The 22,644-nt window shown below is 47.7% G+C and carries 19 protein-coding genes and 1 pseudogene; 5 read left to right on the forward strand and 15 right to left on the reverse strand.

The window, feature by feature from the left end; translation table 11 throughout:
• Window positions 1-180: 180 nt before the first annotated feature.
• Together F8N36_RS05725 and F8N36_RS05730 are read right to left on the reverse strand one after the other, a co-directional pair.
• Window positions 181-504 (reverse strand): annotated as a pseudogene (locus F8N36_RS05725) (ERF family protein); the annotation flags it as partial.
• Window positions 505-1,584: 1,080 nt separating this feature from the next.
• Window positions 1,585-3,648: a methyl-accepting chemotaxis protein gene (locus F8N36_RS05730; protein WP_291331844.1), complete on the reverse strand. Its 2,064-nt coding sequence runs from the start codon at window positions 3,646-3,648 to the stop codon at window positions 1,585-1,587.
• Window positions 3,649-5,195: 1,547 nt separating this feature from the next.
• On the opposite strand from F8N36_RS05730, the gene F8N36_RS05735 reads away from it, so the two are divergent.
• Window positions 5,196-6,209, forward strand: a complete 1,014-nt coding sequence (locus tag F8N36_RS05735; RefSeq protein WP_291331845.1) for a LysR family transcriptional regulator — start codon at window positions 5,196-5,198, stop codon at window positions 6,207-6,209.
• A 54-nt stretch (window positions 6,210-6,263) separates the two neighbouring features.
• Here F8N36_RS05735 and F8N36_RS05740 read toward each other — a convergent pair whose 3' ends face one another.
• From F8N36_RS05740 to F8N36_RS05750, 3 genes are all read right to left on the reverse strand, one after another.
• Window positions 6,264-6,917 (reverse strand): hypothetical protein, encoded by a 654-nt coding sequence (locus F8N36_RS05740; protein ID WP_291331846.1) that lies wholly within the window; start codon window positions 6,915-6,917, stop codon window positions 6,264-6,266.
• A gap of 310 nt (window positions 6,918-7,227) precedes the next feature.
• Window positions 7,228-7,476, reverse strand: a complete 249-nt coding sequence (locus F8N36_RS05745) for a hypothetical protein (protein ID WP_291331847.1) — start codon at window positions 7,474-7,476, stop codon at window positions 7,228-7,230.
• A gap of 82 nt (window positions 7,477-7,558) precedes the next feature.
• A complete protein-coding gene (locus F8N36_RS05750; RefSeq protein ID WP_291331848.1) occupies window positions 7,559-9,535 on the reverse strand; it encodes an autotransporter outer membrane beta-barrel domain-containing protein in 1,977 nt (658 codons plus the stop codon).
• A 152-nt stretch (window positions 9,536-9,687) separates the two neighbouring features.
• On the opposite strand from F8N36_RS05750, the gene F8N36_RS05755 reads away from it, so the two are divergent.
• Window positions 9,688-10,026, forward strand: coding sequence for a helix-turn-helix transcriptional regulator (locus F8N36_RS05755; RefSeq protein ID WP_291331849.1), 339 nt, complete (start codon window positions 9,688-9,690; stop codon window positions 10,024-10,026).
• Window positions 10,027-10,206: 180 nt separating this feature from the next.
• Here F8N36_RS05755 and F8N36_RS05760 read toward each other — a convergent pair whose 3' ends face one another.
• From F8N36_RS05760 to F8N36_RS05785, 7 genes are all read right to left on the reverse strand, one after another.
• Window positions 10,207-10,833 (reverse strand): inovirus-type Gp2 protein, encoded by a 627-nt coding sequence (locus F8N36_RS05760; RefSeq protein WP_291331850.1) that lies wholly within the window; start codon window positions 10,831-10,833, stop codon window positions 10,207-10,209.
• Between the two features lie 676 nt (window positions 10,834-11,509).
• Window positions 11,510-13,315: a DUF3987 domain-containing protein gene (locus tag F8N36_RS05765; protein ID WP_291331851.1), complete on the reverse strand. Its 1,806-nt coding sequence runs from the start codon at window positions 13,313-13,315 to the stop codon at window positions 11,510-11,512.
• A 63-nt stretch (window positions 13,316-13,378) separates the two neighbouring features.
• On the reverse strand, window positions 13,379-13,645 hold the full coding sequence (locus tag F8N36_RS05770) for a hypothetical protein (RefSeq protein ID WP_291331852.1): 267 nt from the start codon (window positions 13,643-13,645) through the stop codon (window positions 13,379-13,381).
• The gene (locus F8N36_RS05775) at window positions 13,629-14,051 is read right to left on the reverse strand and encodes a hypothetical protein (RefSeq protein WP_291331853.1); all 423 of its coding nucleotides are present in this window, start codon (window positions 14,049-14,051) and stop codon (window positions 13,629-13,631) included. Before F8N36_RS05775 ends, F8N36_RS05770 begins: the two co-directional genes overlap by 17 nt.
• Before the next feature lie 176 nt (window positions 14,052-14,227).
• Entirely contained in the window at window positions 14,228-14,434 is a 207-nt protein-coding gene (locus F8N36_RS16325; RefSeq protein WP_366247035.1) for a helix-turn-helix domain-containing protein, read from the reverse strand.
• 456 nt (window positions 14,435-14,890) lie between these two features.
• Window positions 14,891-15,880: a hypothetical protein gene (locus F8N36_RS05780; protein ID WP_291331854.1), complete on the reverse strand. Its 990-nt coding sequence runs from the start codon at window positions 15,878-15,880 to the stop codon at window positions 14,891-14,893.
• Window positions 15,880-17,028: a site-specific integrase gene (locus tag F8N36_RS05785; RefSeq protein WP_291331855.1), complete on the reverse strand. Its 1,149-nt coding sequence runs from the start codon at window positions 17,026-17,028 to the stop codon at window positions 15,880-15,882. The genes F8N36_RS05780 and F8N36_RS05785 overlap by 1 nt, the downstream gene beginning before the upstream one ends.
• A gap of 656 nt (window positions 17,029-17,684) precedes the next feature.
• Here F8N36_RS05785 and F8N36_RS05790 point away from each other — a divergent pair.
• Window positions 17,685-18,023 (forward strand): hypothetical protein, encoded by a 339-nt coding sequence (locus F8N36_RS05790; protein WP_291331856.1) that lies wholly within the window; start codon window positions 17,685-17,687, stop codon window positions 18,021-18,023.
• A gap of 124 nt (window positions 18,024-18,147) precedes the next feature.
• On the opposite strand, the gene F8N36_RS05795 is transcribed toward F8N36_RS05790, so the two are convergent.
• The 3 genes from F8N36_RS05795 to lysA form a co-directional block, all read right to left on the reverse strand.
• Window positions 18,148-19,041, reverse strand: coding sequence for a phosphatidylglycerol lysyltransferase domain-containing protein (locus F8N36_RS05795; protein ID WP_291331857.1), 894 nt, complete (start codon window positions 19,039-19,041; stop codon window positions 18,148-18,150).
• 89 nt (window positions 19,042-19,130) lie between these two features.
• On the reverse strand, window positions 19,131-20,543 hold the full coding sequence (locus tag F8N36_RS05800) for an MATE family efflux transporter (protein ID WP_291331858.1): 1,413 nt from the start codon (window positions 20,541-20,543) through the stop codon (window positions 19,131-19,133).
• Between the two features lies 1 nt (window position 20,544).
• The gene (gene lysA / locus F8N36_RS05805; protein WP_291331859.1) at window positions 20,545-21,813 is read right to left on the reverse strand and encodes a diaminopimelate decarboxylase; all 1,269 of its coding nucleotides are present in this window, start codon (window positions 21,811-21,813) and stop codon (window positions 20,545-20,547) included.
• Between lysA and F8N36_RS05810 the strand changes: the two genes are divergently transcribed.
• A complete protein-coding gene (locus F8N36_RS05810) occupies window positions 21,803-22,210 on the forward strand; it encodes a hypothetical protein (RefSeq protein ID WP_291331860.1) in 408 nt (135 codons plus the stop codon). The genes lysA and F8N36_RS05810 overlap by 11 nt on opposite strands.
• Window positions 22,211-22,212: 2 nt before the next feature.
• Entirely contained in the window at window positions 22,213-22,635 is a 423-nt protein-coding gene (locus tag F8N36_RS05815) for a peptidylprolyl isomerase (RefSeq protein WP_291331861.1), read from the forward strand.
• Window positions 22,636-22,644: the final 9 nt, after the last annotated feature.

The raw sequence follows: 22,644 nt of genomic DNA on the forward strand, positions 1-22,644 counted from the left end.
AAGCAATTCCTTTTTCGCCTGCGTGTTGCCAGTGGCAATGATGCAAGGCCGTCCGTCCTGAGCGGTAACCTGCTGATAGGTGATGCCTTCTAGCGGTGGGAGATTTTCAAGGCTTGCTAGCGGTCGATTTGAGGGGGCTGAAATGTTGTTTGTGGTGGATGGGTCGCGTTGGCGTGCTTTTTACGACACGGGGAGGATTACGGGCAACTTAGGCCGTGTAGGCGATTTTTTGCAATTTCTAGCACCTTCACCATCGTCATCTTCAGTTACCATGCCCAACATTGCGGTTAGAGCGTAGCGACGAGCATAGGTAATTGCCGACCCCATGCCTTGCGGATCGGTCTTGGGTAATGGAACCACGGCGAGGGAGCTTTGCCACTGACCAGACTCTGCATGCGTCAGCTTGGTAACCAGCCCTATGGAGTTGGGCTGCTCCACAGGCACAGGGAACTGGCACAGCCAGATGCCGTTTTCGATAAGCGCATCACGGCAGGCGTCCATAACGCTGTTGAGGCTGGATTACCAGCTTTTGGTGAAGGGATTCTCAGCATCTTTTGTAACCGGTTGCACGGTGAGTTGGACATTAAGCAGAGCTTTAGCCAATATGGTAATGTCTAGCGACTGATATTCGAGCATATTTTTCATTTTGAAAATGCGAGAAACTCTGTCCGTTTTGTGGATTTGCAGAGATAATTGGGTATTTATGACGGCAGCTCTGACCCTTTCAATACTGTAATATATAGATAAATATTGTTAAATTACATAAAAGTTTATATTGTGATGTGAGCCACGTATAAAATTAGGTACATTAATGTATGAAGGTGAATTTTTAGCATTATTTCCAATTAATATTATTAGTTGAAAGTACAAATACTATCTTATAGTCTGTCAATTGGAAATTGTATATTTGTGCTGCAGATTCAAACACATGCCATTGGTGCCATACAGATTTTCAAAGAAGTTTGCAAAAGTCCACAAGATCAACCAGAGTAGTAATTCACAGTCCTTGCCATCCACAAGCATGCGAAACCGCTACGCCTCGTCTATAGCCAGAATGGCTGAGGTCCTCCGCGGGGAATACCAGTCCACACGCAATACTTCTGCCGAGGTCATGCTTGGCATGCACAGAACCGTGCAAGGCCACGTCAAAGCCCGCTCTGTTGGTACTGACGCATCGTGGGGAACAAGCAAACTGAAAATCCCCGTAGCAATAAACTAAACGGCCAGCCTTCTCCCGTTAACCGGAGAAGGCTGGCCGAATTTTTTTGAAAGCCCTGATCTTCTAATCAGAACAGCTTACGAATGGAATCAGTCAACAGCATTACAAAGGCGTTGTGTGCCAATCCTTGCCACGAAATGCGAGCAGGTGGATTTTTCCCACCGAAAACGAGCATTCCGTGTGTTGACTCCTATGGTTAGTGATAGTGGGAATATTTTTTCCTTGTTTCGCGATGTCATAAATATTTTATGATACTTTATTTTTTCCATTATATTAGCAACTAATGGAAAATCTTAAAGGTTATTTTACGAAACAGGGGGTATTTCGTCTCCGCATCTTCCATAAATATTGATGGCCAAGGGTACTTATTTAGTAGTGCGCAGGGCATCAATAAGGCTGCGTAATTCCGCGGCCTGCTTTGCTAGGCTTCCTACCGCCGCAGAGGCTTCATTCATGGCGGTGGAAAGTTCGCTGGATATGAAGGATACGCCTTCAATGGACTGGTTGATCTCTTCTGATGAAGCAGACTGCTGTTCAGCGGCCGTAGCAATGGCGCGCACCTTATCGGCGGCGCTTTCCGCTACGGTGAGGATTTCGTGCAGCGCCTCGCCGGACTGCCGGGCATGGTCATTATTATTAGTAATGGCATCCACCGCATTTTCCACATTGATCATGCTCTGCCGTGTTGCACGTTGAATATGCTCCACGGCCCGCCCCACTTCGGTAGTTGCCTGTTGGGTCTTTTCCGCCAGCTTGCGTACTTCATCGGCCACCACGGCAAATCCGCGTCCGGCCTCTCCCGCTCGTGCGGCTTCAATGGCGGCATTGAGAGCCAGTAAGTTGGTCTGGTCGGCTATGTCTGAAATGACACCCATGACCTGACCTATGCTTTCTGCCTGATGCTCAAGGTCTTCCATCTCTGTTTTTAGGCAGCTGGAAACAGCATGCAAACTGTCCATACCCTTTACCACGTCATTGACGATATTGGCACCTTCACGGGCCTTGCTGTGCATATCCTGCGTGGCTTTGGCCGCATCACCCGCATTGCGGGCAACCTCCAGCACGGTGGCGTTCATTTCTTCCATGGCGGTGGCCGTTTCTGTCATGCGCCGGGCGGCCTGCTCCGCGCCATTGTCAGATTGTTCAATCTGGGCAGAAAGCTGCTCCGAAGCCGAAGCAACGCCATTAACAATGCCTTCAAGCTGGTTTGCCGCATCATGCAGCCCTTCGCGGCGGGCCATCTCGGCGCGCTTTGTGGCTTCTTCCGCTTTTTGCATGGCAGCTGTGGCCTGTTGCATGGCGGTTTGCGCTTCGTCTGTTTTTTCCCGTGCTTCACCCACCATGTGCACAAGGTTGTTGAGCATGGTGCGCAGACCCCTTGAAAGCACGCCGATTTCATCTCGTTTTGTGCATTTTTCTTCAAACGTTTTGTGCATTTCTGAAGAAAGCTCCATGTTGCCCTCGGCCACATATTCCGCAATATTGCCTATGTCATGGAGTGTCTTTGCAAAGTTTCGTGCCACAAAGAAAATAATGAGCCCCGTCAAAAGCGCAATACAAAAACCAAGTATCATAAGGTTGCGCGTCATGACTGTGATGCCGCTGACTAGGTCGTCATTCTCGCCCGTTAAGACCACAATCCAGCCTGATGCGGGGACTTCATTGTAATAGGCTATATAATCTTTATTTTCCCAAGTATAGGGTAGGCGTCCGTTCTTTTCGATAAGTATTTTCCGTACCCAAAGCAGGTCGGATTCGTTTTTTCCCACATAGGCTGTATCTTTATAAATAAGGAGTTTGCCCTCGGCATCATACACAAAAGCATGCCCCGTTTTGGCAAAATGAATCCGGTCTGTCGTACTTTCAGCAAGTTTTTCCATGTCAACCAGCAGCAGCAGACCACCTATAACAACATCTCCTTCCTTGATCGGCGATGTGATGATTGTTCCCATCTTTTTAGTCACCATGGAAACGCGAGTTTCAATGGCCGCCTCGCCCTTGAGGGTTTTTTGCACAGCCTCATAGGAACTGAGGTTTGCGTTAATACTCTGGGGATTGCTATGAGCCTTGGCAATGCCTTTCATGTCGAAGTACACCGCCAGTTCAATACGTGGGAAAGTTTGTGAAACGGTACGCAGTGCGTGTGCTGCAGCTTCTGAAAGAGAAATGTCCGGCTGTTGTCCCCTGTAGATGACAGAGGCAAACTCAACCGCGTTATTTGTCTGAGAAATATTAATGGCAAGATTGCGGAGGAGTTGGATAATATTATCCAACTCCCGCGCCTGTACTTCTGCCAGCATGCCATAATCTTGTGACATCATAGAGCGGAGGTTTGTTTTTGCCATATCGTGTGCTGTAATCCCAATAATACATAGTCCTATGATTACTGGTAAAAGAATGCACAGAAGCATTTTTGATAAAATCTTCATTTCTGAGCCTCCATATTATAAATGCACATTAGCATGTCTCCTAATACTGTTTTATTTTCCTTGACAACTGAATTTATTGTCAAACACTTATTTGTACATGGCATTGTGTATGAGTTGTGGTTCGTACATATTTTTGTTTACTGCTTATGTTTACAGTGTTGTTGAACATATTTATGAAGAAAATTCGTCCATAATTGTTGCCAGTGCATGAAAATGTGCCGTGCTTAAATGACTGATTATGGAGTCTATGCTGGCGGTACATGGTGTCCCACGACGCGCAGGGGGGGGCTGTCTTCGGGCGGATACAACAGGCGCGAGAAGGTGTCGTGGCCGAATTTTACAGGCATCATTGCGGCCACCAAGTAGGCACAGGACTCTATATTTCCATTCACTGCAGCATGGTGGCAGCGAGGATTGCAACGTCCCAAAGCAACGTCCAGTATGCGAATAACAGGAGAGCGACTGACTGCTTTTTGGGGGATGGCGTTCTTCATGGCTAATTAAAATTTCATATATACGTAAAATATTGTAGACACTTAACGAAGATAATTTGTTGTATCGAAGACAACTTCTCATCTGCCAAGGAGAATTTGGTTGTGATAAAAAATAGTGCTGTGCATTATTCTCGGATTGTCCCAGCACTGCGGCGGCACGGTGCGCTATGCTTATGAAGAACTCAGTGGTCTGAATGCTGTGTTCGGGTTTTTTCAAAAATGCCTGATGAACCATTGCAGCAAGGTTAAAGACATCTATGGTGCTTCAGCGTGCTTGGTTAATTTCATATTTTATTTTTTGCACTAAACCGCTGACAAAGATCAATATCATTATTTAGAATGATAAGTTAATTTTATCGAATATGTTCGATGAGGTGGCAGTAGCAGTAGATTCGCCATTCTTAATGGTGTTACTTTTCGCAAAACCACTGAGTGCATCAGTGTGCCATGATGGGAGGGCCGTGTATTGGCAAAGGGCGCGGCCAGCAGAAACAAAAGGGCGGAAAGGTCTAAGCAGCGCGCGACGATAGAAATAAGTTTGGGTCTGCTCAAAGGGTCAGATCACAGATAGAAGGAATGCATCTTACGGCTTGCATATCATACCCCAAGCATTTTCATTACAATAAATTGTGAGTTGTTCAGGCCATACTGACGGTATCGTTTGGTAATAGAACCGCCATGCTCGGTTTTTTTAATCTTCAAAATTGGTCTGTAGGAATTTCATGAAGATTTAATATAAAAGTATTTATGTATAATTTGAAAAATATACTATAAACACTATTTTATTGAATTATTGCTATATTGAATTAATATATAATATACTAAGCAAAAAAATCGCATATAATTGAATTTTGAAAAAATCTTTAATAATGTTATTGTGCAAAAAGTAAATGACAAAAAGTATTTTGAAACTGTATTTTATGTATATTATTTTTTTACATAAAACTTTTTAGAGAATTTCATTGTAAATATTGTACAATTTAGAAACTTGACTAATTTGGTTTAAAAGGTAAGTATAACCAATAAGTAATCATTTGATTACTTATTGAAGAAATGTCCATTCGGGCTTTCAAATGCGGGTGTAGTTTTATCGAATTTACAGGAGCTTTAGTGCTGAGGGAACGTAGCGGAGATTATTTACAGAGGCTCAGGGGTTTTTACTTCGTCGCGAGTACGGGGAGCGTCCATAAGGCCGCCGCACACATGTGCCGTAACGCCTCCACAATCAGCTACCAAATTCGTTGCCTAGAGGAAGAATTGGGCATTGAACTTTTTGACAGAACAACGAAAAAAATGGTTTTGAATGAGGCGGGGAAAAAACTTTTAAACTGGACTACCGAAGTTTTTCTTTTGTTTGAAAAGATGAATTTTGATGTTTCTTCATATAAAAATATCGATCAGATAAAAATTAGGATTGCATGTACAACATCATTTGCACATTTAGTTGCTGGAGCCATTTCAAATTTTCATGAAAATAATTTTAGTGTGAGTATTTATCAGTGTGGATGTATTCAAGCATTATCAGCATTACATGATAATAAAGTTGATATTGTCACAGGTGGTGGTCTGGAATTGCCGGTTGAGGAAAACATGGATGTGTTATTCCAAGCACGCCAACTTCTCGTTTTATCAACTGATAGCCCGTGGGCAGTCTCAATACAGCCCTCCTTGGAGGAGTTGCGCCGTTTACCTCTTATTGGGTTTAACGTTGAAGACTTTACAGTCTCAAGTGTCGCTTCGCAAGAACGCTTGAACTTAAAAAAACTTTATGAGTATAATTCAAATATTTCTACTAATAGCTACTATATGATGCTGGATTTTGTCCGTAAAAAGATAGGAGCTGCTATCTTCGATGAACTATGCTTCCGCGATATAAGAACAAATATGTCAATTGATGGCCTAGCTGTTTATTCTCTGGACCATGTTTTACCCCGCAATGACTATGGGATATTGGTCTCAAAACATAAACGGAACGATACGCAAATCAATAAATTGATAAAAAATATTAAGCAGCATGTCGCTGAGCAAATTTTTGAGACGCCTTTTGTAGATTTACCCGTCCTCTAGCTTAGTTAAAAAAATATATTGCATTCTGAAAGACCAATGAAAGATTAATAAAAATCAGTACGATGGGTGGTGATGAGCCCCGGAAATAGGGTTAAGCGACTCCGCGAGCGGACTTATGCCGTGCAGCTTGGCCCAGGCATCCGTATCCAGGTTGCCCGCGACAGTGCCAAGAAAAATCACGTCAGTTCGCCGGGCAGCCAGCAGCGCCGCTGCTCCTCCACCACCTGAAAATCCAACCAATATAATCCTCTTAGCACCGCAAGTTGCTTTGGCCTTGTTGATGCCCGCGCCAAGGCTGCCGATAATTTCTTGCGCAAGGCGGGCTGATGTCCAGTATTTCGCAGAACAGTTCCGGAGGTCACTCCCTGTAACGAACTGACACTGACGTGCCAAATACAGTATTGGATCATGGCTGGGATCAGCCATCGCCAGTCGTAAGCCCACAGGATCGCGCGGCGTAGGGTCACCTGATGGCCTTGTGCGAGTGCTCCAAGCATGGCCATCTCCTTCAATATAGATTCGCAGCGTTTTCCTTGCCTCACGATCACCATGGCGGAATTGCCCATATAAGGTAAATTGCTCTGTTGGGAAACGCACCTCCGTAAATCCTGAAGATTTGGCAAGGTGCAAGGTAGTCTCACGCGGGGTTGTGGAACAGCCTGCGAGGAAAATTAGAAATAGGGTCAGCGTGGCGAGCTTGCTTTGCATATATTTACTATCCATTTGCAAAAGGGTTGAATAGTATTTTGTCTTTGTGTGGGGCTGTCGTGCCAGAATAAAGCGGGGAGGGGACAAGTGCAAAAAAATGGGCCCTGATCCAGCAGAGCCCATAAGGGGAAGGTCAACATCAATATGCGTTTTCAACGCTAATCGTCGTCAGATTGCCCGCTGCCGTCGCAGTCCGGGCAGGTCACCCAGTTATCTCCTCCGCATGAGGGACAATTTTCTGGGTGGCGATCAGTGCCGTATTCCAGCGGGCATTCAATTCTTCCCTTACCATTGCACCGACTGCATCTGCTCATAATTCTTCTCCTTCTGCACCATCTTTTTTGGGTGGTACCCAGCCATTTCTCTTCATAATACTCCCGATCGCCATTTTTTCAGCCCAGCAATCAGAGTCCTGGCACCGCTGAATCAACTCATCCTTGCTACAATCGCGGTATTTCGCCTGATATTTTGCAATCTCCTTGTTTTTTTCATCCACCAAATTATCAACGAAATCCCATACCTTTTTGGCGTACCGGAACGCCGTTTCCAGCATGGCCATTTTTGTCAGCTCCAGTTCGTTTGATTTCTCAGTTACAGTCTTTTGAAGGGATCACTGTCCAGAAAGACAGTAGCCCACTCTGCTAGAATTCCAGACGCAGAAGAGCATTCACACCGTGTGAAGCATGGTGCTCAGAGAATTGATAGTCGTAGTTTGCTGTTATGGAAAAATCACCGATACTGTATTTAAGCCCGGCTCCGACTTCCCCTGTCTGGTTGTCCAGCATGGGACTATTTGCTGAAGCCACACCAGTGCTGCCAGGCATGCGCACATCATACGTCAGGTGCGTATCTGCCACACTGGAAATCCAACGGGCGCGCAGCTCTGGCGTCAGAACGCCGTTGCCAACAGAAAAATCCGTATTCGCACGAATACCAACGGGGATGTTGACGATGTTCAGCTGTGCCCGACCATTATTGGCAATGGCTGAACCCTGCATTTCGGTGTCAAATTTGTGCTGGTCATAAAATCCGTAGCTGACTCCCATGCTGGGGATGATATTCACACTGGCTGCATGCAGGGTGTACTCCGCCAGCAGATTGGCAGACCAAAGATCGGCGTCATAGTCTGCAGTGAGCTTTCCAGCCACATTCTCCTGATCTAGACTGTTGTGGGTACGCATCCAGCCGCCGCTGGCAGTTAGCGTGAAGGGATCAAGGTTCCAGCTGCCATACAGGCTCATGCCGCCATAATTGAGATGGTTCTTTGTTTTAGCCAGGTCTCCCGTTGACTGCACATAGCCTGCGCCAAGATTGCCAGCCACGCCCACTCGATAGTTTCCGAAGGTGTAATCCGCACCGAACACAAGCCCATACGTGTCCGCATTATAGCCAGTATCAAAGCTGCCCACACTGATGCCGAATCCACGATCATGCATGTAAACGGGGCTGGCCCATATGCCCAATCCCTGTTTCCACAACGGGTCATCCAACGAATCACCCGCACTCATGCCGGATTGGCCTCCTGAATCTCCAGAAAGTGATGCGGTAACGCTTCCCGGAGCCATAGCTTGGCCTGAGGCTCGGGCAGCGATTGCCCCAACGTTTTGGGTGTTTGTGGAAACTGCGGCCACGCCCCCGGCCCCTACAGAGGAAGCATAGGAGGCCGAGGTAACGGCCTGAGCTGCCGATGAGCCCTTGGTCACAGCCGAGTCCATGAAAGCATTGGTCCCAGGGGTGTAACCATCAACAATCCCAGCCAGTTCTTTCGGCAACATCGGCATAGCCGCCTGAGCTGCTCTGCGAGATACTGAAGCCAGCAAAGAGTTACCGCTGTAGGTCAGGCCCGACATGGAAAAGAGCACATCATTGGTCGTTAGCTGCACTGCTGACAAATCAGAAACAGGTGTTCCTGCGCTGCCTTGGTCAATAGAGGTCACGCCGGTGGCGAGATAAATGTTCTGGGTCTGTCCCACTCCGATTTTTGCCTTGGTAACGTTTGTAACCAGGCCATTGATGGTGATTGTGCCGAGATCAACCGTTCCAGTCTGATGCGGGTTAAAGCTGAGAACACCGCTACCACTCGCTGCATACCCGTTGCCCGCGTATCCAAGGTTGATGGGTGCATCAGAAGCTTGCGTTGCCACCAGCGGGATATTGATCCGTGAACTGTCTATGCCAAGGCTGCTTGTGGTCAGGCTGCCCGCTCTTGAGCCCAGAGTGACTGTCGTTCCTTCGCGGATGGACAGGCTATTGCTCACCAGAGACGCATTGTCCCCAAACACTACAGAACCTCCCCGGATCACAGCTCGACCATTGAGCCGGTCTTCAAGGCCACTGACGCCCAGTACGGAGATGTTGCCGCTGTTATCCAGGTGGAGCGGAGCTGTACCCAATCCTGTCGCCTGATTAAGCGTTCCATTGTTGAGCAGCAGAGTTGTTCCGCCGCTGATGGTAATGTTCTCCGATTGCGAGGTAGCAGTTGTGGAAGTCACTGCCGTGTCGCTGCTGAGCGTTATGCCTCCTGTGGTGTCCCATATGTCGGCAGCGTTTGAGCTGATGGGGTTAACAGCCATCAGGGTTAACGCCAAAGCGACTTTCCGTATTGAGCTAAATCCCATTTTCCCTCCTTACCCTTGGCAAAGTTTTGATTGGTTCAAGAGTCAAGCCAGCTCAATTCTAGCTATATAGACTTTAAAAGTCGATAATTAAATTTAAAAATCTTAGACAGGCGATGCAAATTTCATGGCAAATGTAATTAAGAGGTATGCTTATGAAACTTGCAGAGCTTGTTGGAGAGAATATCACCGTACGCCGCAGGCAGCTTGGGCTGAGCCAAAAGGAATTGGCAACATTGCTAGGCATAACTCAGGATGCCATGACACGGATGGAAAAAGGGAAGATAGCGCCTAAAATGAGCCGCCTAGAAGACCTCGCTGCCCATCTGCAATGTCCTGTCAGCTATTTTTTCAGAACCCAATCGGATGCGGTCCTTGAAAAAGCTACTTCAATTGCGGAAATCCTTATGACCGTTCCTGGCGCTGGGCAGGAAGCACTTGTAAATTTGGTTGCAGAAACTGCCAGAGTGATGAATTTGAAGAATGAAAAATGAAAGCGAGTGTTGCTCGTGAAAACAACACTCGCCTTTTCAATGCATAGAGCGATAGGGCATGACAGGATTAAAGCTTTTAATAGGGGGCTCATCCTAAACAAAACCCTAAAGGTTCTCTTTTGTCATGTCTCTGGCTATTCATGGAATTGGGTATATCAATCACAGCAGAATCAGTGATTTTCAGTCGGCATTACTCTTCTTTACCCTGGATGAAGATGACACCCTTGACCCCTTCGGGTTGTGTTCCTTGGTTCTAGTTTTAGCCAGATAGCTCCCAGAATACACTGTGTTGTTCTTCTTCTGCTCAAAATCATCTGCGTTCCTGTCTATCATGATGCCTTTCTGTCCATTACTTTCTGAGAAATGAACTAGTCCATCATTGTCAGTACCAAGCTTGTTTTTCACTTGCTTATTGAGTTCTGCATAGACAGAGTATCCATTCTGGATGGCATTGCCGTTTGCTAGTGCCATGACATGGAAATGAGGTTTGGCTTCTAAAGAGGTTTGCTCTGTTGTTACAATGAATTTAAGGTCTGGTTGGTTCTTCGAGTCTTTAAATCTTGAATTGATGTTTCTTTTGGTGTTCTCAATGACACGTGTAACTTCTCTTCTTGTAAGGACTCTTTCAGTGTCTTGTTCAGAATGGATATCTGCTCTTAAAGCAAGAACTTTTGAATGGTTATCTGTCATGTACTCAACAGTATTGATGATTTGGTCTAAAGGTTTCGTGCTGCATGGCAGGTTGTTGTTCTTGCCAGTGTTTATAGTGTAGCCACGATACGTATTTGATGTAGTTGTGTTCGGCATGATAGTTCTCCATTTTTTATAAAAGTCATTTTATTAGTTGGTTGAGTAAATAATAACAGGGGTATGCATCTTGGTAATGCATACCCCTGTATTGTTTGCAACTAGAGGGGGTGGATGTTTTAACTTCTTGTGTTTGTTTTTAGTTGCCTAAAAATATTTTATGGTTACGGATGCATTTTAGATCTATCTTATAATTTAAATTAAATTCGTTTAGTTATGTGGTATTTGCATTTAACCAACTAGGTTGCTTCATGATATGCTTAACTAATAATATTAGGATATTACTAATTAACCGGGGGAAATTGTGTTTCATACTTACCGGTAGAGAGGGTGATTTGAAAAAATAATTCCAATATTTCAGCATAATATATTATGCGACAAAGTTCATTCTTTGATGATGTATCAAATCAAGATCATTAGTGCGAAACTGTTATCATAAATATGTTCCTTGCGGGAGAAAAACTTTTAACTTGGTTTTATTGCTGTTAATCCAGATGGCTATAATTAGCTAAAACAGTACGCATAGATGTAATTTCCCCCCTAGTACTTAGAGGTAAGTACAATTTCAAATGACAATGACACGCTGATTTGCCGATAAATTTGACAAAAAAGGCGTCTAGGACCATTGCCTAGACGCCTTTACGTGCATGAAATTGAATAATTATCGCTTTTCTAACTAATTTACACAGTCGTAGAAATTGGGGTGCAGAGCGACCTTAAGGTTGTTTGTTGCATCGTCGTAAACAGCTAAATAGTTATACGTTTCAAGCAGCCTTAATGCATTGTTTACCTCTTTAGACTTACAGCCAATACGTTGTTGTAGTGTTGTCGAGTCTATCCCATCAGCAATGAGTTTGTTTTGTTCCCAAAAATCTGTGACATTGCCTAAACTTTCAAGGATCTTGCGTGCCACGCTGTAGGCGGCCAATCCTAATGGGCTGTATGCGTACTTGATGTGTGAAAATGAAGCGCGGACAAGGGTGATTGCCGTCTGTATTTCTTCCGCATTAATAGGGTGCAAATGCGGTTGATCGGTATTCCATGCATGAATATCCCACGCAAAGCGTACCGCTTGTCCATGTGCCTTCAGCATACAAGGAGCTGCAGCTTCAGGCATAATTGGAATCTCATTATACCGAATATGCTTTTCAAAATTTTTAACGAGCTCTAGCGCGTCAGGGGTTACTCCAACTTCATAGCGTGGAGCATTCTTATCTTGCGTATGATAAAGATGGAGAAGGCTCTTTATCTTTGAATTATATGCCGCTAGGCCATCCCCCATGTTAAATCCGTACGGCGCAAGTATTGAGCCTTGGTGAAAATAGGGCACAAAGCGTGCAGTCACGCCGTTTTCATTTAAGAATTCGTTGGCGTACAGTTTGGAGGCTACTACAGGTTGCACAAGGTTGATCATCGGTAGCGCAGGGTGTGCCAAATTAATTTTTTTTCTTGCGTTTTCATACACGTATGGCTCTTGCGTGTGCCCGCGAAGAAACAGGTATGCATCCTCTGGCGAGCAGAGCATCCTGCTGGCAATCATATTACCTTCAGCAGTTATACATCCTTGACATTCCCCCTGTTCACTAAGAGCGGCTGCTAGTTGAAAAGATGTGCATTTGTCTACCAGTATCTGGACCGGAGGAGTTATCTCAACGGATTGCGCTAGGTTGCAATTGAATTGCGCTGCCTCATCAATAGCTCGCTGAAGAAAGTCCAATTCGTCTTTCTGCTCCATTGTTGCACATTCTTTGAGGGCAGCCTCAATTATTTTTCTTGAACGGCTTCCAGTAGCCTTTGATGCTAGCCGTTTCTTTTCTTTGGCATTTTTTGATAGTTCCTCAAACATTTCATTCGCTTCGGAACAAAACAAATTGAATGGCGCACGTAGGTGTTTTGTAAGTGATGATTTTTTTGTGCCTGCTGAGGAGACTTGTATTATCATATCGACAGCTGGCTCAGACCAAGTATCAGTGAGTTTTATGTTAATCCTGCCCCATGTCGCAATGGAAACGGACGCCAATATGGCATACATAATTCCAAGTGCATTTAATCCCGTCAGGCCTGATAGATAATATGCAGTATTGGCAATGCAATGTGACTTAATATAAGGGATAAAACTGTCGAGTTGTATATTCTGAATCGGAATGATTTGAGCACCGCTTAAGCTCCATTGTTTCTGGCTGATGCGCTTTTTACGCTCACTCTCTTCCGCATTTTTTTTATATTCCTTGGCTTCATTGAAACACCGGTTCGCCCACTCTAATTCGTGAAGTGGATTCATGGGGGCAGCTCTTTGGGAGTGAATCATCCCAAGTTGGGGCTGAGAAAAAGTCGTATTACTTTGAGGTTGAGAAACCGGAGGAGAGCTTTGCTTACTGGGCAAGCAGTGCTTTCTTGATTGAGAGAGAAAATTGAACCCAACAACCATGCTGGCGCTTCCACCATTTTTATCGGCCTGAACGACGAGGCTATCAAAACTCATTAATATTCTCCTTGGCAAAGTCTGTTAGGCGGGAGACACTTTCCCGCCTAACAGACTGACCTTTTAACTCCCTACGGAAACATTGACTTCCAGAGTATCAGGGACAAGCTCAAGCCGAAATTTCGTCTTAATGCTAATTGTACTGATCCTGTCGAACTTATCTTGAGATGTGTCTGCGAGATTGTTCACGGCAGCAAGGAGCACCTTTTCGACGGTGTCACTAATTTGCTCACTGAAACTAGTCGCCGAAAAATCCGGTGGAAGAACTTCAACTTCAATTGCCTTGCTCTCAAGGCTCGGTATAGTGATATCCCTATTGATTGTGCTCATTATCGATCTCCTGGATGTAGTGGGTTAAAATCGTGCTGTGGGCATCATGCTTCACCCGCACGTACTCTGCGGTAGTCCCTGCAAACTGCGATAAGGCTTTGATCGCTGTGGACACCGCGACGACCTCATATTCCGGAGCCCTTGGGGTGAGATTGTCCTTCATGAAGAGGTCCGCTAGAATTTCTGTGAACTGGGATTTACTCAGGCCCTGGCGCAACATGATGGCAAGCTTAGGATGCCCAGCTAGGTAGTCGTCTGAAACTGCCTTGCGTTTTGCCTTTTTTTCAGAGGCAGAAAGTCGGTTGCGTTTTTTCTGAAGCGTTGGAGTGGCGAAATTGGATTCACCATTTCGGGTGGCGCTAGCAACTTCGACCGTTGCACCGTTCATGATTCGGTCATTATTCATAAATTCCTCCTTATTGACTTCCCAGTGGTGTAAGCTGATGGAGAAGCTGCAGTTAATGCCCATTGTGGTGCTCAACCATTGATTTGGCAGTGGCACCATGCAATATGGCGCGTGTGAGTGTTTTTTCTGAACTTCGTTATTTAGTTGTCAAAGAGCAAATATGCTCGCGATGTTTGTTAGTTGATCCTTGACGGATCAATGCGGTGTGCATCTAGGTATGCACTTAAGTCATAGATTCGATAGCGCACAGAACGCCCTATTTTTATATAGGGGATTCCTATGCGCTTGAAACGATGCGCACGGAGCGTGGAAAGACTTAAGCCGGTTCGGGCTGAAACCTCTTGCTCTGTCAGACATTGACATGTTGTTTCTACGGTGGGCATAGCCGACCTCCTTGGTTGAACTTGGAGCTCCGGCTTTCTAGATACAGGAAGTGAGGAGGGTGGAAAAAGCGTGTACGCCGCAAGAAAAGCTTAAATCTAGTATTGGGAATGTTTCCTATTTTATAGGTTTGTGTACTTTTCTAAAAACACACAAGGGAGACCGTGAGGGGAAAGAGAAAAGCCTCCCCTACGATCCGTTCAAAACGGTGGGGAGGCTCTTGCTCAGAATTAGATATTTCCTGCGTGAGTGTTTTCTAACATGTTTTCAGTATATTAATAGGTAATTCTGATTAAACATTTCCATAAAAGCTAGTTGTAGTGACAGTTAAAGACAACTCGGTCGTTAATCAGCGCCTCTCTAACCAATAATGTTCAGAAATACCCCGCCAGAAAATATTTTTAATTGCTCGACAACTCCATGTTTTAGTGTCGTACGATTGGGAGTTTAGGAAAAAATTATTCCACATTGTTCCAATTAAATTTATATTCAAAGAAATTAATTGCGCGTCTCTTAAGCGGATTCTCTGGCGGATTATTCCTTATGCGTTTTAGATACGTTTCATTTTTTTCTGTGCCGCTAATTTTTTCAACAGCAATGTTGAATTGTTTTTTCCACAAATCTGCACATGAAGAAAAATGGTTGCATTTTATGCAATCTTCAGACGTTGGCTTCTTACTTGGGTCACATTTAACTTGAGGAGCATGCGCTCTTTGCTTTGTAAACGCCGTGTCAAGGTCAAAATTGTTTGAAATATATAAATCATAAATTAACAACCCCGTAGTTTTATAAAATAAGTTGTTCATAGATTGTCTATATGATCCTGATTTTGATTCCTTATGTATTTCCTTGAGAATCTTTTTTTGCGTACAATTTTTATAGTCACCCCTTGACTTAAAAAGTATGACCTGCTTTTTAATAACATCGATGCTTTCATCAAGAGGGAGGCTTTTATCAATGCCAAAATACACATAATCCTGATTGTTATGAAATATAACCACACATCTTCTATCTATTCTGTCGAGAGCCTTGAACGATGCTGGAACGCCTTTTCCGCACTTTACCTGCATGGCAATTTCTTTCATGTCATATGGAAACGGTAAAAATGCAGCACTCACTTTGAAAAAATTTGATATTGTAAGAAAATTTTCGATGTAGGGCTCAATAGTGACCGCAAATAAGTAAAATTTGCTCCCTTCAAATGAAATATTGTATTGAAATCCAATTTTTTTCGCTTCATATTTGTAAATAACGTCAGTAAACAAATCTATTTGCATGCCGATTGGCGTTTCTTTCTTAAAGAACGTTTTTGAAGTCTCGCATATATAATCAATGCCTTCTTCAACGGTCCCATTGTTTTTATCTGACATCTCAAAGTTGCGTTTCGCATATTCACAAAAGAAAAACGACTCTTCTAACGTCGTCTGATCTCGGTGTGACTCTGGCATCATTTTTTCTCCGTATCCATGTCAAATATCTCATCAGCAACACTGGCCGCCCTCAGCATTGCCTCATCGGCAAGATGGGCGTACCTCTGCGTCATTTGCGGATTGGAATGAGTCAAAAGTTTTTGTAATGTGTATAGGTCGACCTTTCCAGTGGAGGCAAGAAGTGAAGCATAAGCATGCCGCAATCCATGCAGAGGGCGAAAGTCGTCTGGAAGTCCCGCGTGTTGTTTTACGCGAACAGCAATTTTTCGGAAATCTTTGCGTTGTCCACCGCTTTTTCCTGGAAAAATGAAAGGGCTCTCGGTTGAAGAAATATTTTGCAAGATAGCCCGTGCTGCACGTGAAAGGGGGATACGCTCTGATTTGCCTTTCTTCGCAACCTCGCCTCGCAACAAAATAAATCCGTTTTCATAGTCAATATCGGTCCATCGCAGTGCCATCAGGGCGCCTTTACGCATTCCTGTAACTAATGCAAGGCGTAAGAATGCTGCAGCATCTTGATCAGGCTCCCTGTCAATTGCTTCCAAGTATTTTTTGAGCTGATCTGCGGTAAGGCTTTCCGTTTTTTGGTTATCAACCTTTGGCATTTCAAAGTGAAGTTTTGAAGGGTCTGGTGCTGAGCAGAGCCCTTTTTTTACGCCGAACATAATTATACGGCGGAGCAGAGCAAGGACGTGCTTTGTTGTTTGTGGGCTTCTACCTGTTTTGAGAAGTCTATGGCGGAGTTTGTCAACATCAATAGTTGTTATTTCATTAGGAATTTTGTCTTTAAATATGTCTTTCAAATGGAGGTTGAAGCGCAATCTGTCTGTTTTCGTGTCTTTTCTGTCTGGAAATGCTTGTTGATACTGGTCCCACAATCTAGCAATGGTCGGTTTGGCAGCTTCTGCGGTCTTGGTCGCGAGTGTTGCTTGGCGAATTTCTTTGCGAGATAGGCGTTTGCCTTCTATACGTTCCGCCCTGATACCAGATGCTCGTGCGGGAGTCATATCATCAGCATACTGTCTTCCAACCTTTTCCTCAACAACTTTGCCGTCTTGCTTAAAGACAATGTAATATATGCGCTCCTCGCCGGGCCGACCTTTTCGTTGGGCAATTCGGTAAAAGACCCCCGGGTAATTCGTCTTCATGCGTGTGCGCTCTGCCATAGTGCCTTCTCCTATCCAAAAATTCCAACCTTATTTCCAACCTTTTATGTATTACTAGTTGCCAAAAGATGTGACTAGGTGCAAGTGGTTAATTTCTATCTATGTGAAAATGAAAGATAATAAAAATTAATGATAGCTATGGCAAATTAAGATCAGCGGCCTCTCAAGCCGCTAAGACGGGTTCAAATCCCGTTGGTGACGCCAGTTTTTGGGTGATTGTAGTTTTGCGTGCGCAAAATTATGCGCAAAACTCATTTTTTGGGGCGTGAAGGGTGCAACCTTCGCGCCCTTTCTTTTTTTGTAAAAACTGATTTATTTTTTCTGGTTGCACCCAATGGCCTGCTCTGGCGTGCTGTAGCAGCGGAGACTGCATGTCGCAGTATGATTTGTACTGCGAAAGGCAGGTGTAATCCATTGTAACGTATTATGGTTGCAGGCAAGTTGCGGATAGTGGGCATAACGGACAGCTTGATCTGATGGTTGCAACGATCTGCGACATCATGTGCTGTCTGGCACGGTACTCCTTGCCAGCTTCCAGTTCCGTCCATAAAGGCATGCCCGCCATCCTAGAATTAGTCCTTTGTGTTGAGGATTAAAGCTTAGCAGGCTGTACAACCATCTGGACTATTTCTTTTGTACACGATTCTCGGGCCCGAATGCTCTTGCCGGTCGCGCGCGGCGTGCAACTGGCTGGCGTGATAAGTCTCCATCATTCTGGTATTGCACATAAAAATTTTTCAATGCAATATGCGCGCGGTCAGAATGGTAGCGGAACTGTTTGGGTTTTCAATCTGGTATCTTATGTTGACAAGAATACCAAATATGGCATGATCCTGCCACCTCAACTGTTTATTTTTTGCGAAGCCCCGGTCCGTGCCGGGGTTTTGCATTTTTGCCGACACGGCAGTTCTGCCGCACGGACCAGCATTTTCTTCAATATTCCGTATCGTTCCAGTGCGATGAACCAGCCTGCTGCCTTGCCTCACCATGCATAGTTATCGGGGCAGGGCGGCGTCTGGCCACATGCCGGGCCAGCGGGGATAATAAAAAAACCGCCCAGCTGCCCATTATCAGGCAACTGCGCGGTTTTTCTGCTGCTCAGAATTATGCTGTCAGCGGTCAGCTATTGCGAATGCACACCTTGTATTTACGCAAAAAGTCGGCGGGCAGATAGGTCATCTTGGCCTGGCGCAGGCCTTCTTCGTCCAGATCCTGCGCCCGGTTGATGTAGGTAAAGCCCTGCCCAGCGTTGCGGGAGAACAGGCAGTTGATGGTCTGGTACACGCCCTTGAAGCCGTTGAGGCCTTTTTCATAATGCACGCCAAGGTTTGCGCCGTCGAGGTTTTCACCCACGCTAAAGGCCACCATCTTGCCGTCCACATAGAGCGAGCCGCCCACAAGACCAGTAAAACAGTTCCAGTGGCTGAGCACGCGGTTGATGGCTTCGTTTTCTGCCCGCAGCGAGGGCGATTCTTCGCATTCGTGCCACTGACACCAGTCGTCCTGCACAGCCAGCACGTCCTCCACCATGGCGTCGTCAAGCGTGTGGTAGTTCGGCTCGCCGTAGGCTTTTACATAGCTGTTGAAATGGTTGCGCTTTTTGTGAAAGCGGTTGCCCGGCAGCTCGGCCAGTTCTTCCTGCTTGTACAGGTATTCCCACTGCCCACGGTCTTCCTGCGCGTCCACAAGGCCGGGCAGGTCGCGCTGCCAGATTTCAAGCAGTTTTTCGGGCACACGGGTAATGTTGTGGGCTTCGGGATTGAAACCGCAGGGCAAAAGGTCTTTCCACGAAACGGCGTTCCAGTCGCCCACTGGTGCCCAGCAAACCTGATAGGGGCGCGTCTGGCGTATCCAGCACAGGTTGTCGTCAAAGCACCATTCAAGGCCGTAATAGTCCTGCCAACCCCAGAGGTTGGCCAGTGTGTAGTCCAGCGAGCGCTGGGGCGTACGGGCCCACAGTTCGTAATATTGCTGGCGTCCGTCCAAACTGACAGGCGTAAAGGTTTTGCTCACGGTTGTCTCCTCGCGTCCAAATGCACAGATGCACGCCAGTGCGCGGGCGCATGCCACGGTGGCCGCTGCTGCGGCCTCTCAGGCGGTATTTATGGGGTTTGCGGCTGGCGGGAACGGCTCATGGCAAAGCGCGTCCAGTCGCGGAACAGCACCACGTAGAGCATGATGCAGGTTTGCAGAATCTGGGATACGAGCATGGCCACAAACACGCCAGAGGCTGTACCCCAGAGAATGTGGCCGAGCAGCCAGCCCAGGGGCAGACGCACCACCCAGAAGCTGCCGCCAAAAATCATGAGATTGTACTTGGTGGCTCCGGCCCCCGTCATCACGCCGCCCATGACCGTGCTGGCTATGGAAAATGGCGTGGAGAGCAGATTGTAGGTAAGGTAGCTCACAATCTGGGCCTGCGTGCCCGGTTCCTGCGAGAGCAGATGGGCAATCTCCTGCCGAAAAGGCCAGAGCAGGGCGGCCATAAAAGTCATGGTTACAGCCGCAAGGCCTACCATGTTGAGGGCCACGCGCCGCGCCTCTGCGGGCTTGCCGGCACCCAGGCTGTTGCCCACCAGCACGGCCACGCTCATGTTAAAGGCCATGCCCGGTAAAAACAGCAGGGCCTCGACCCTCAGACCGGCGTTAAGCCCGGCAAGTGCGTTGACGCTGTCGGCGGGCAGCGAGGCCACCAGTACAAACAGGGTCATGTAGCCAGACTGCCACACAATCTGCGCAGCACCCGCTGGCAGTGCTACCTTGAGCAGATAGGGCAGGCCAGACTTGAGCCAGCGCAGCGATGGCAGTGAAGAGCGGCCCAGATAGCCGGAATGCGCCAGCAGTGCGCAGTTGCACACCGCACCCAGATACTGCGCGCCCACGTTGGCCCATATCAGGCCCATGTAGCCCATGTTGGGCATGCCAAACCAGCCAAGTCCGAGGCCAAGGCAGGCCACCAGATTGCACAGGCATACGCCCGTGGCAACCCACAGGGGGGGCAGCACCTGCCGTGTGGCGCGAAACATGACCCCGGTTGAGGCGTACAGATACTGAGCGGGCAGGCCCAGCATGCTGACGGCCCACATCTCGCTGGTTTGCGGCATGATGCTTTTGGGCACCATGAGCATGCGCAGGATGCCGTCGCTGAAAAAAGCGGCTGCCAGGGCCACAGCAAAACCGAGACCCAGGCAGCCGATAACCGTCGTACCAATATAGCGTTGCGCGCGCATGACCTTGAGCGCACCCAGCGACTGGCTTACAGCCGCTGTTGCGCCGCTCGATATGGCCATGGCAACCACCATCAGCAGTATGCCGCACTGGTTTACCATGCCCAGCGCCGCCTGCACGTCCGCGCTTATCTGGCCCGCAACCCACACCGCCACAAAGCCCATGAAGAACATAAGGTACATCATGAGCATCTGGGGCCAGGTAAGCCGCCAGATTGCGCGGGGAGAAGTGCTCAGGTCGGGCGCGGGCCGGGCCTGCTGCGCGGGAATGCCGCGTGATTGTGTCACATTAATCCATCAGGCAGCGCGCAAGATCCTCAAGGGTTTCGCGGCGGCGGATAAGTTTGGCAGTGCCGTCGCTTTGAATGAGAACTTCAGCAGGGCGACGACGCTGGTTGTAGTTGGAACCCATAGTAAATCCATAAGCTCCGGCGTCAAGTACCCCAAGCACATCTCCCTCGCAAATAACGGGCAGTTCGCGTTCTTTTGCAAGGATGTCACCACTTTCGCAAATATTGCCCACAATGGTCTGCACCATGTTCTTGCGCGCCTGCTTGTCGGCGCCGTAGATCTCCACATCGTGGAATGAATCATACATGGCCGGGCGCACCAGCACGTTGAAACCAAGGTTGGTGCCCACATAGCGCTTGTCGCCGTTGTTTTTCACGGCATACACAGAGCCCAGCAGCACGCAGCATTCGGCGGCCACATAGCGGCCCGGCTCAACGAGGAAGCGGCCCTTGTAACCAGATTTTTCAGACCAGCCGTTGATAAGCGCGTGCAGGCGGCTGCCAAGGTCGGCCATGCTCAGACGGGCCTGCCCCTCGTACTTGTGGTAAGGAATGCCAAAGCCGCCGCCAAAGTCGATAACTTCAAGCTTGGCGAGCATGCTGGCGGGCAGGCGGTCGGCAAGGTGCAGCAGCACTTCGGCGGCGTCGAGGTACCCGTCGGGCTCCATAAAGAGCGAACCGATGTGCTGGTTGATGCCCGCAAGGGTGAGGTCGTGCTTTTCAAGCAGGGCAAACACTTCGTCCAGCTTGTCGGGGGTGACGCCAAATTTGGTGTCCTTGCCCGCGGTGATAACCTTGGCATGGTGCCCAGCGCCAATGCCGGGGTTAAAGCGCACCATAACCTTGCCGCCCCTGTTGATGCGGCCAAGGGTATCGAGCTGCGAGAGCGAATCAACGCTGATAAGCAGGCCGCGAGAAACGGCGTTTTTGAGTTCGGCCTCGGAATTGTTGTTGGAAATGTACAGAATTTCTGACGGGGTAAAACCGGCCAGTTCGTCCATGTACAGTTCGCCGGGGCTCATGGCGTCCACCACCAGGCCTTCTTCGCGCACAATGCGCAGCAGGGCAGGGGTGGCATTGGCCTTAACGGAATAGTTCACGCCGAAACCGGGGTGCTTGGAAAGGCCAGTAAGGTCGCGGCAACGCTGCCGCAGCACGTTCTCGTTGTAAACATACAGGGGCGTGCCAAAGGTTTCAGCCAGCTCGCGGGGGGTGTGGCGGCCATAAAAGTTGCATTCGTCGGTGTACGTGGAGCGGATGTCGGACATAAAAATACCTCTGAAAGATTGCGTGAGCCGCCCAGACCAGAGCGGAATTTTCCCGTTGAGAGCAATTGTTGATTATCTGTTCGGTTTCCTGCTCTGTCAAGTGCGCTGGCAGGTGTTGCAGCCGCTTGCACAGCCAGCCGTGGTGCAAAACAGGGCCGCGCAAAGCATGCAAGCAGGGGCTTGCAACGGTGTGCGGTCAAAGTCCGCAAACCCGCGCGAACAAGGGGCTGACGGGCACTTCCCGCAGTACAACATTGACAGAAACCCCCTGTCATGTTTTGCTTGTACTTTACAATGGGGCGTTATTCTTTTCGCGGGCGGCTTGTGCCTGCGCAGTGCCGGCCGCCAATGTGGCCAGGTGGTGCAGCAGACCGCCCATACACACTATATGGAGTAGTTATGCCTATCAAAAAAGGCGATACGGTGCGCGCGCACTACACGGGTACCCTTGAAGACGGCACGGTGTTCGACTCTTCGCGTGAGCGCGACCCCCTTGAATTTGTGCTGGGCAAGGGCATGCTGATTCCGGGTTTTGAAGCCGCCGTTGAAGGTCGCGAAGCGGGTGAAACCGTTACCGTTACCATCGCGCCTGAAGACGCCTACGGCGAGGCCGATCCCGAACTTCTGTTCACCGTTCCCCGCGCCCAGGTGCCTGACCACATTCCCCTGAACGTGGGCGTGCCCCTGCAGCTTTCCAACGAGCAGGGCCAGATGGACGTGACCATCACCGAAGTGACCGCAGACGAAATCACCCTTGATGCCAACCATCCTTTGGCGGGCAAAACGCTGACCTTTGAAATCGAAATCGTGAGCGTTGCCTAGCCTGGGTTT

The sequence above is a fragment of the Desulfovibrio sp. genome, from assembly GCF_009712225.1.
Lineage (GTDB): Bacteria > Desulfobacterota > Desulfovibrionia > Desulfovibrionales > Desulfovibrionaceae > Desulfovibrio.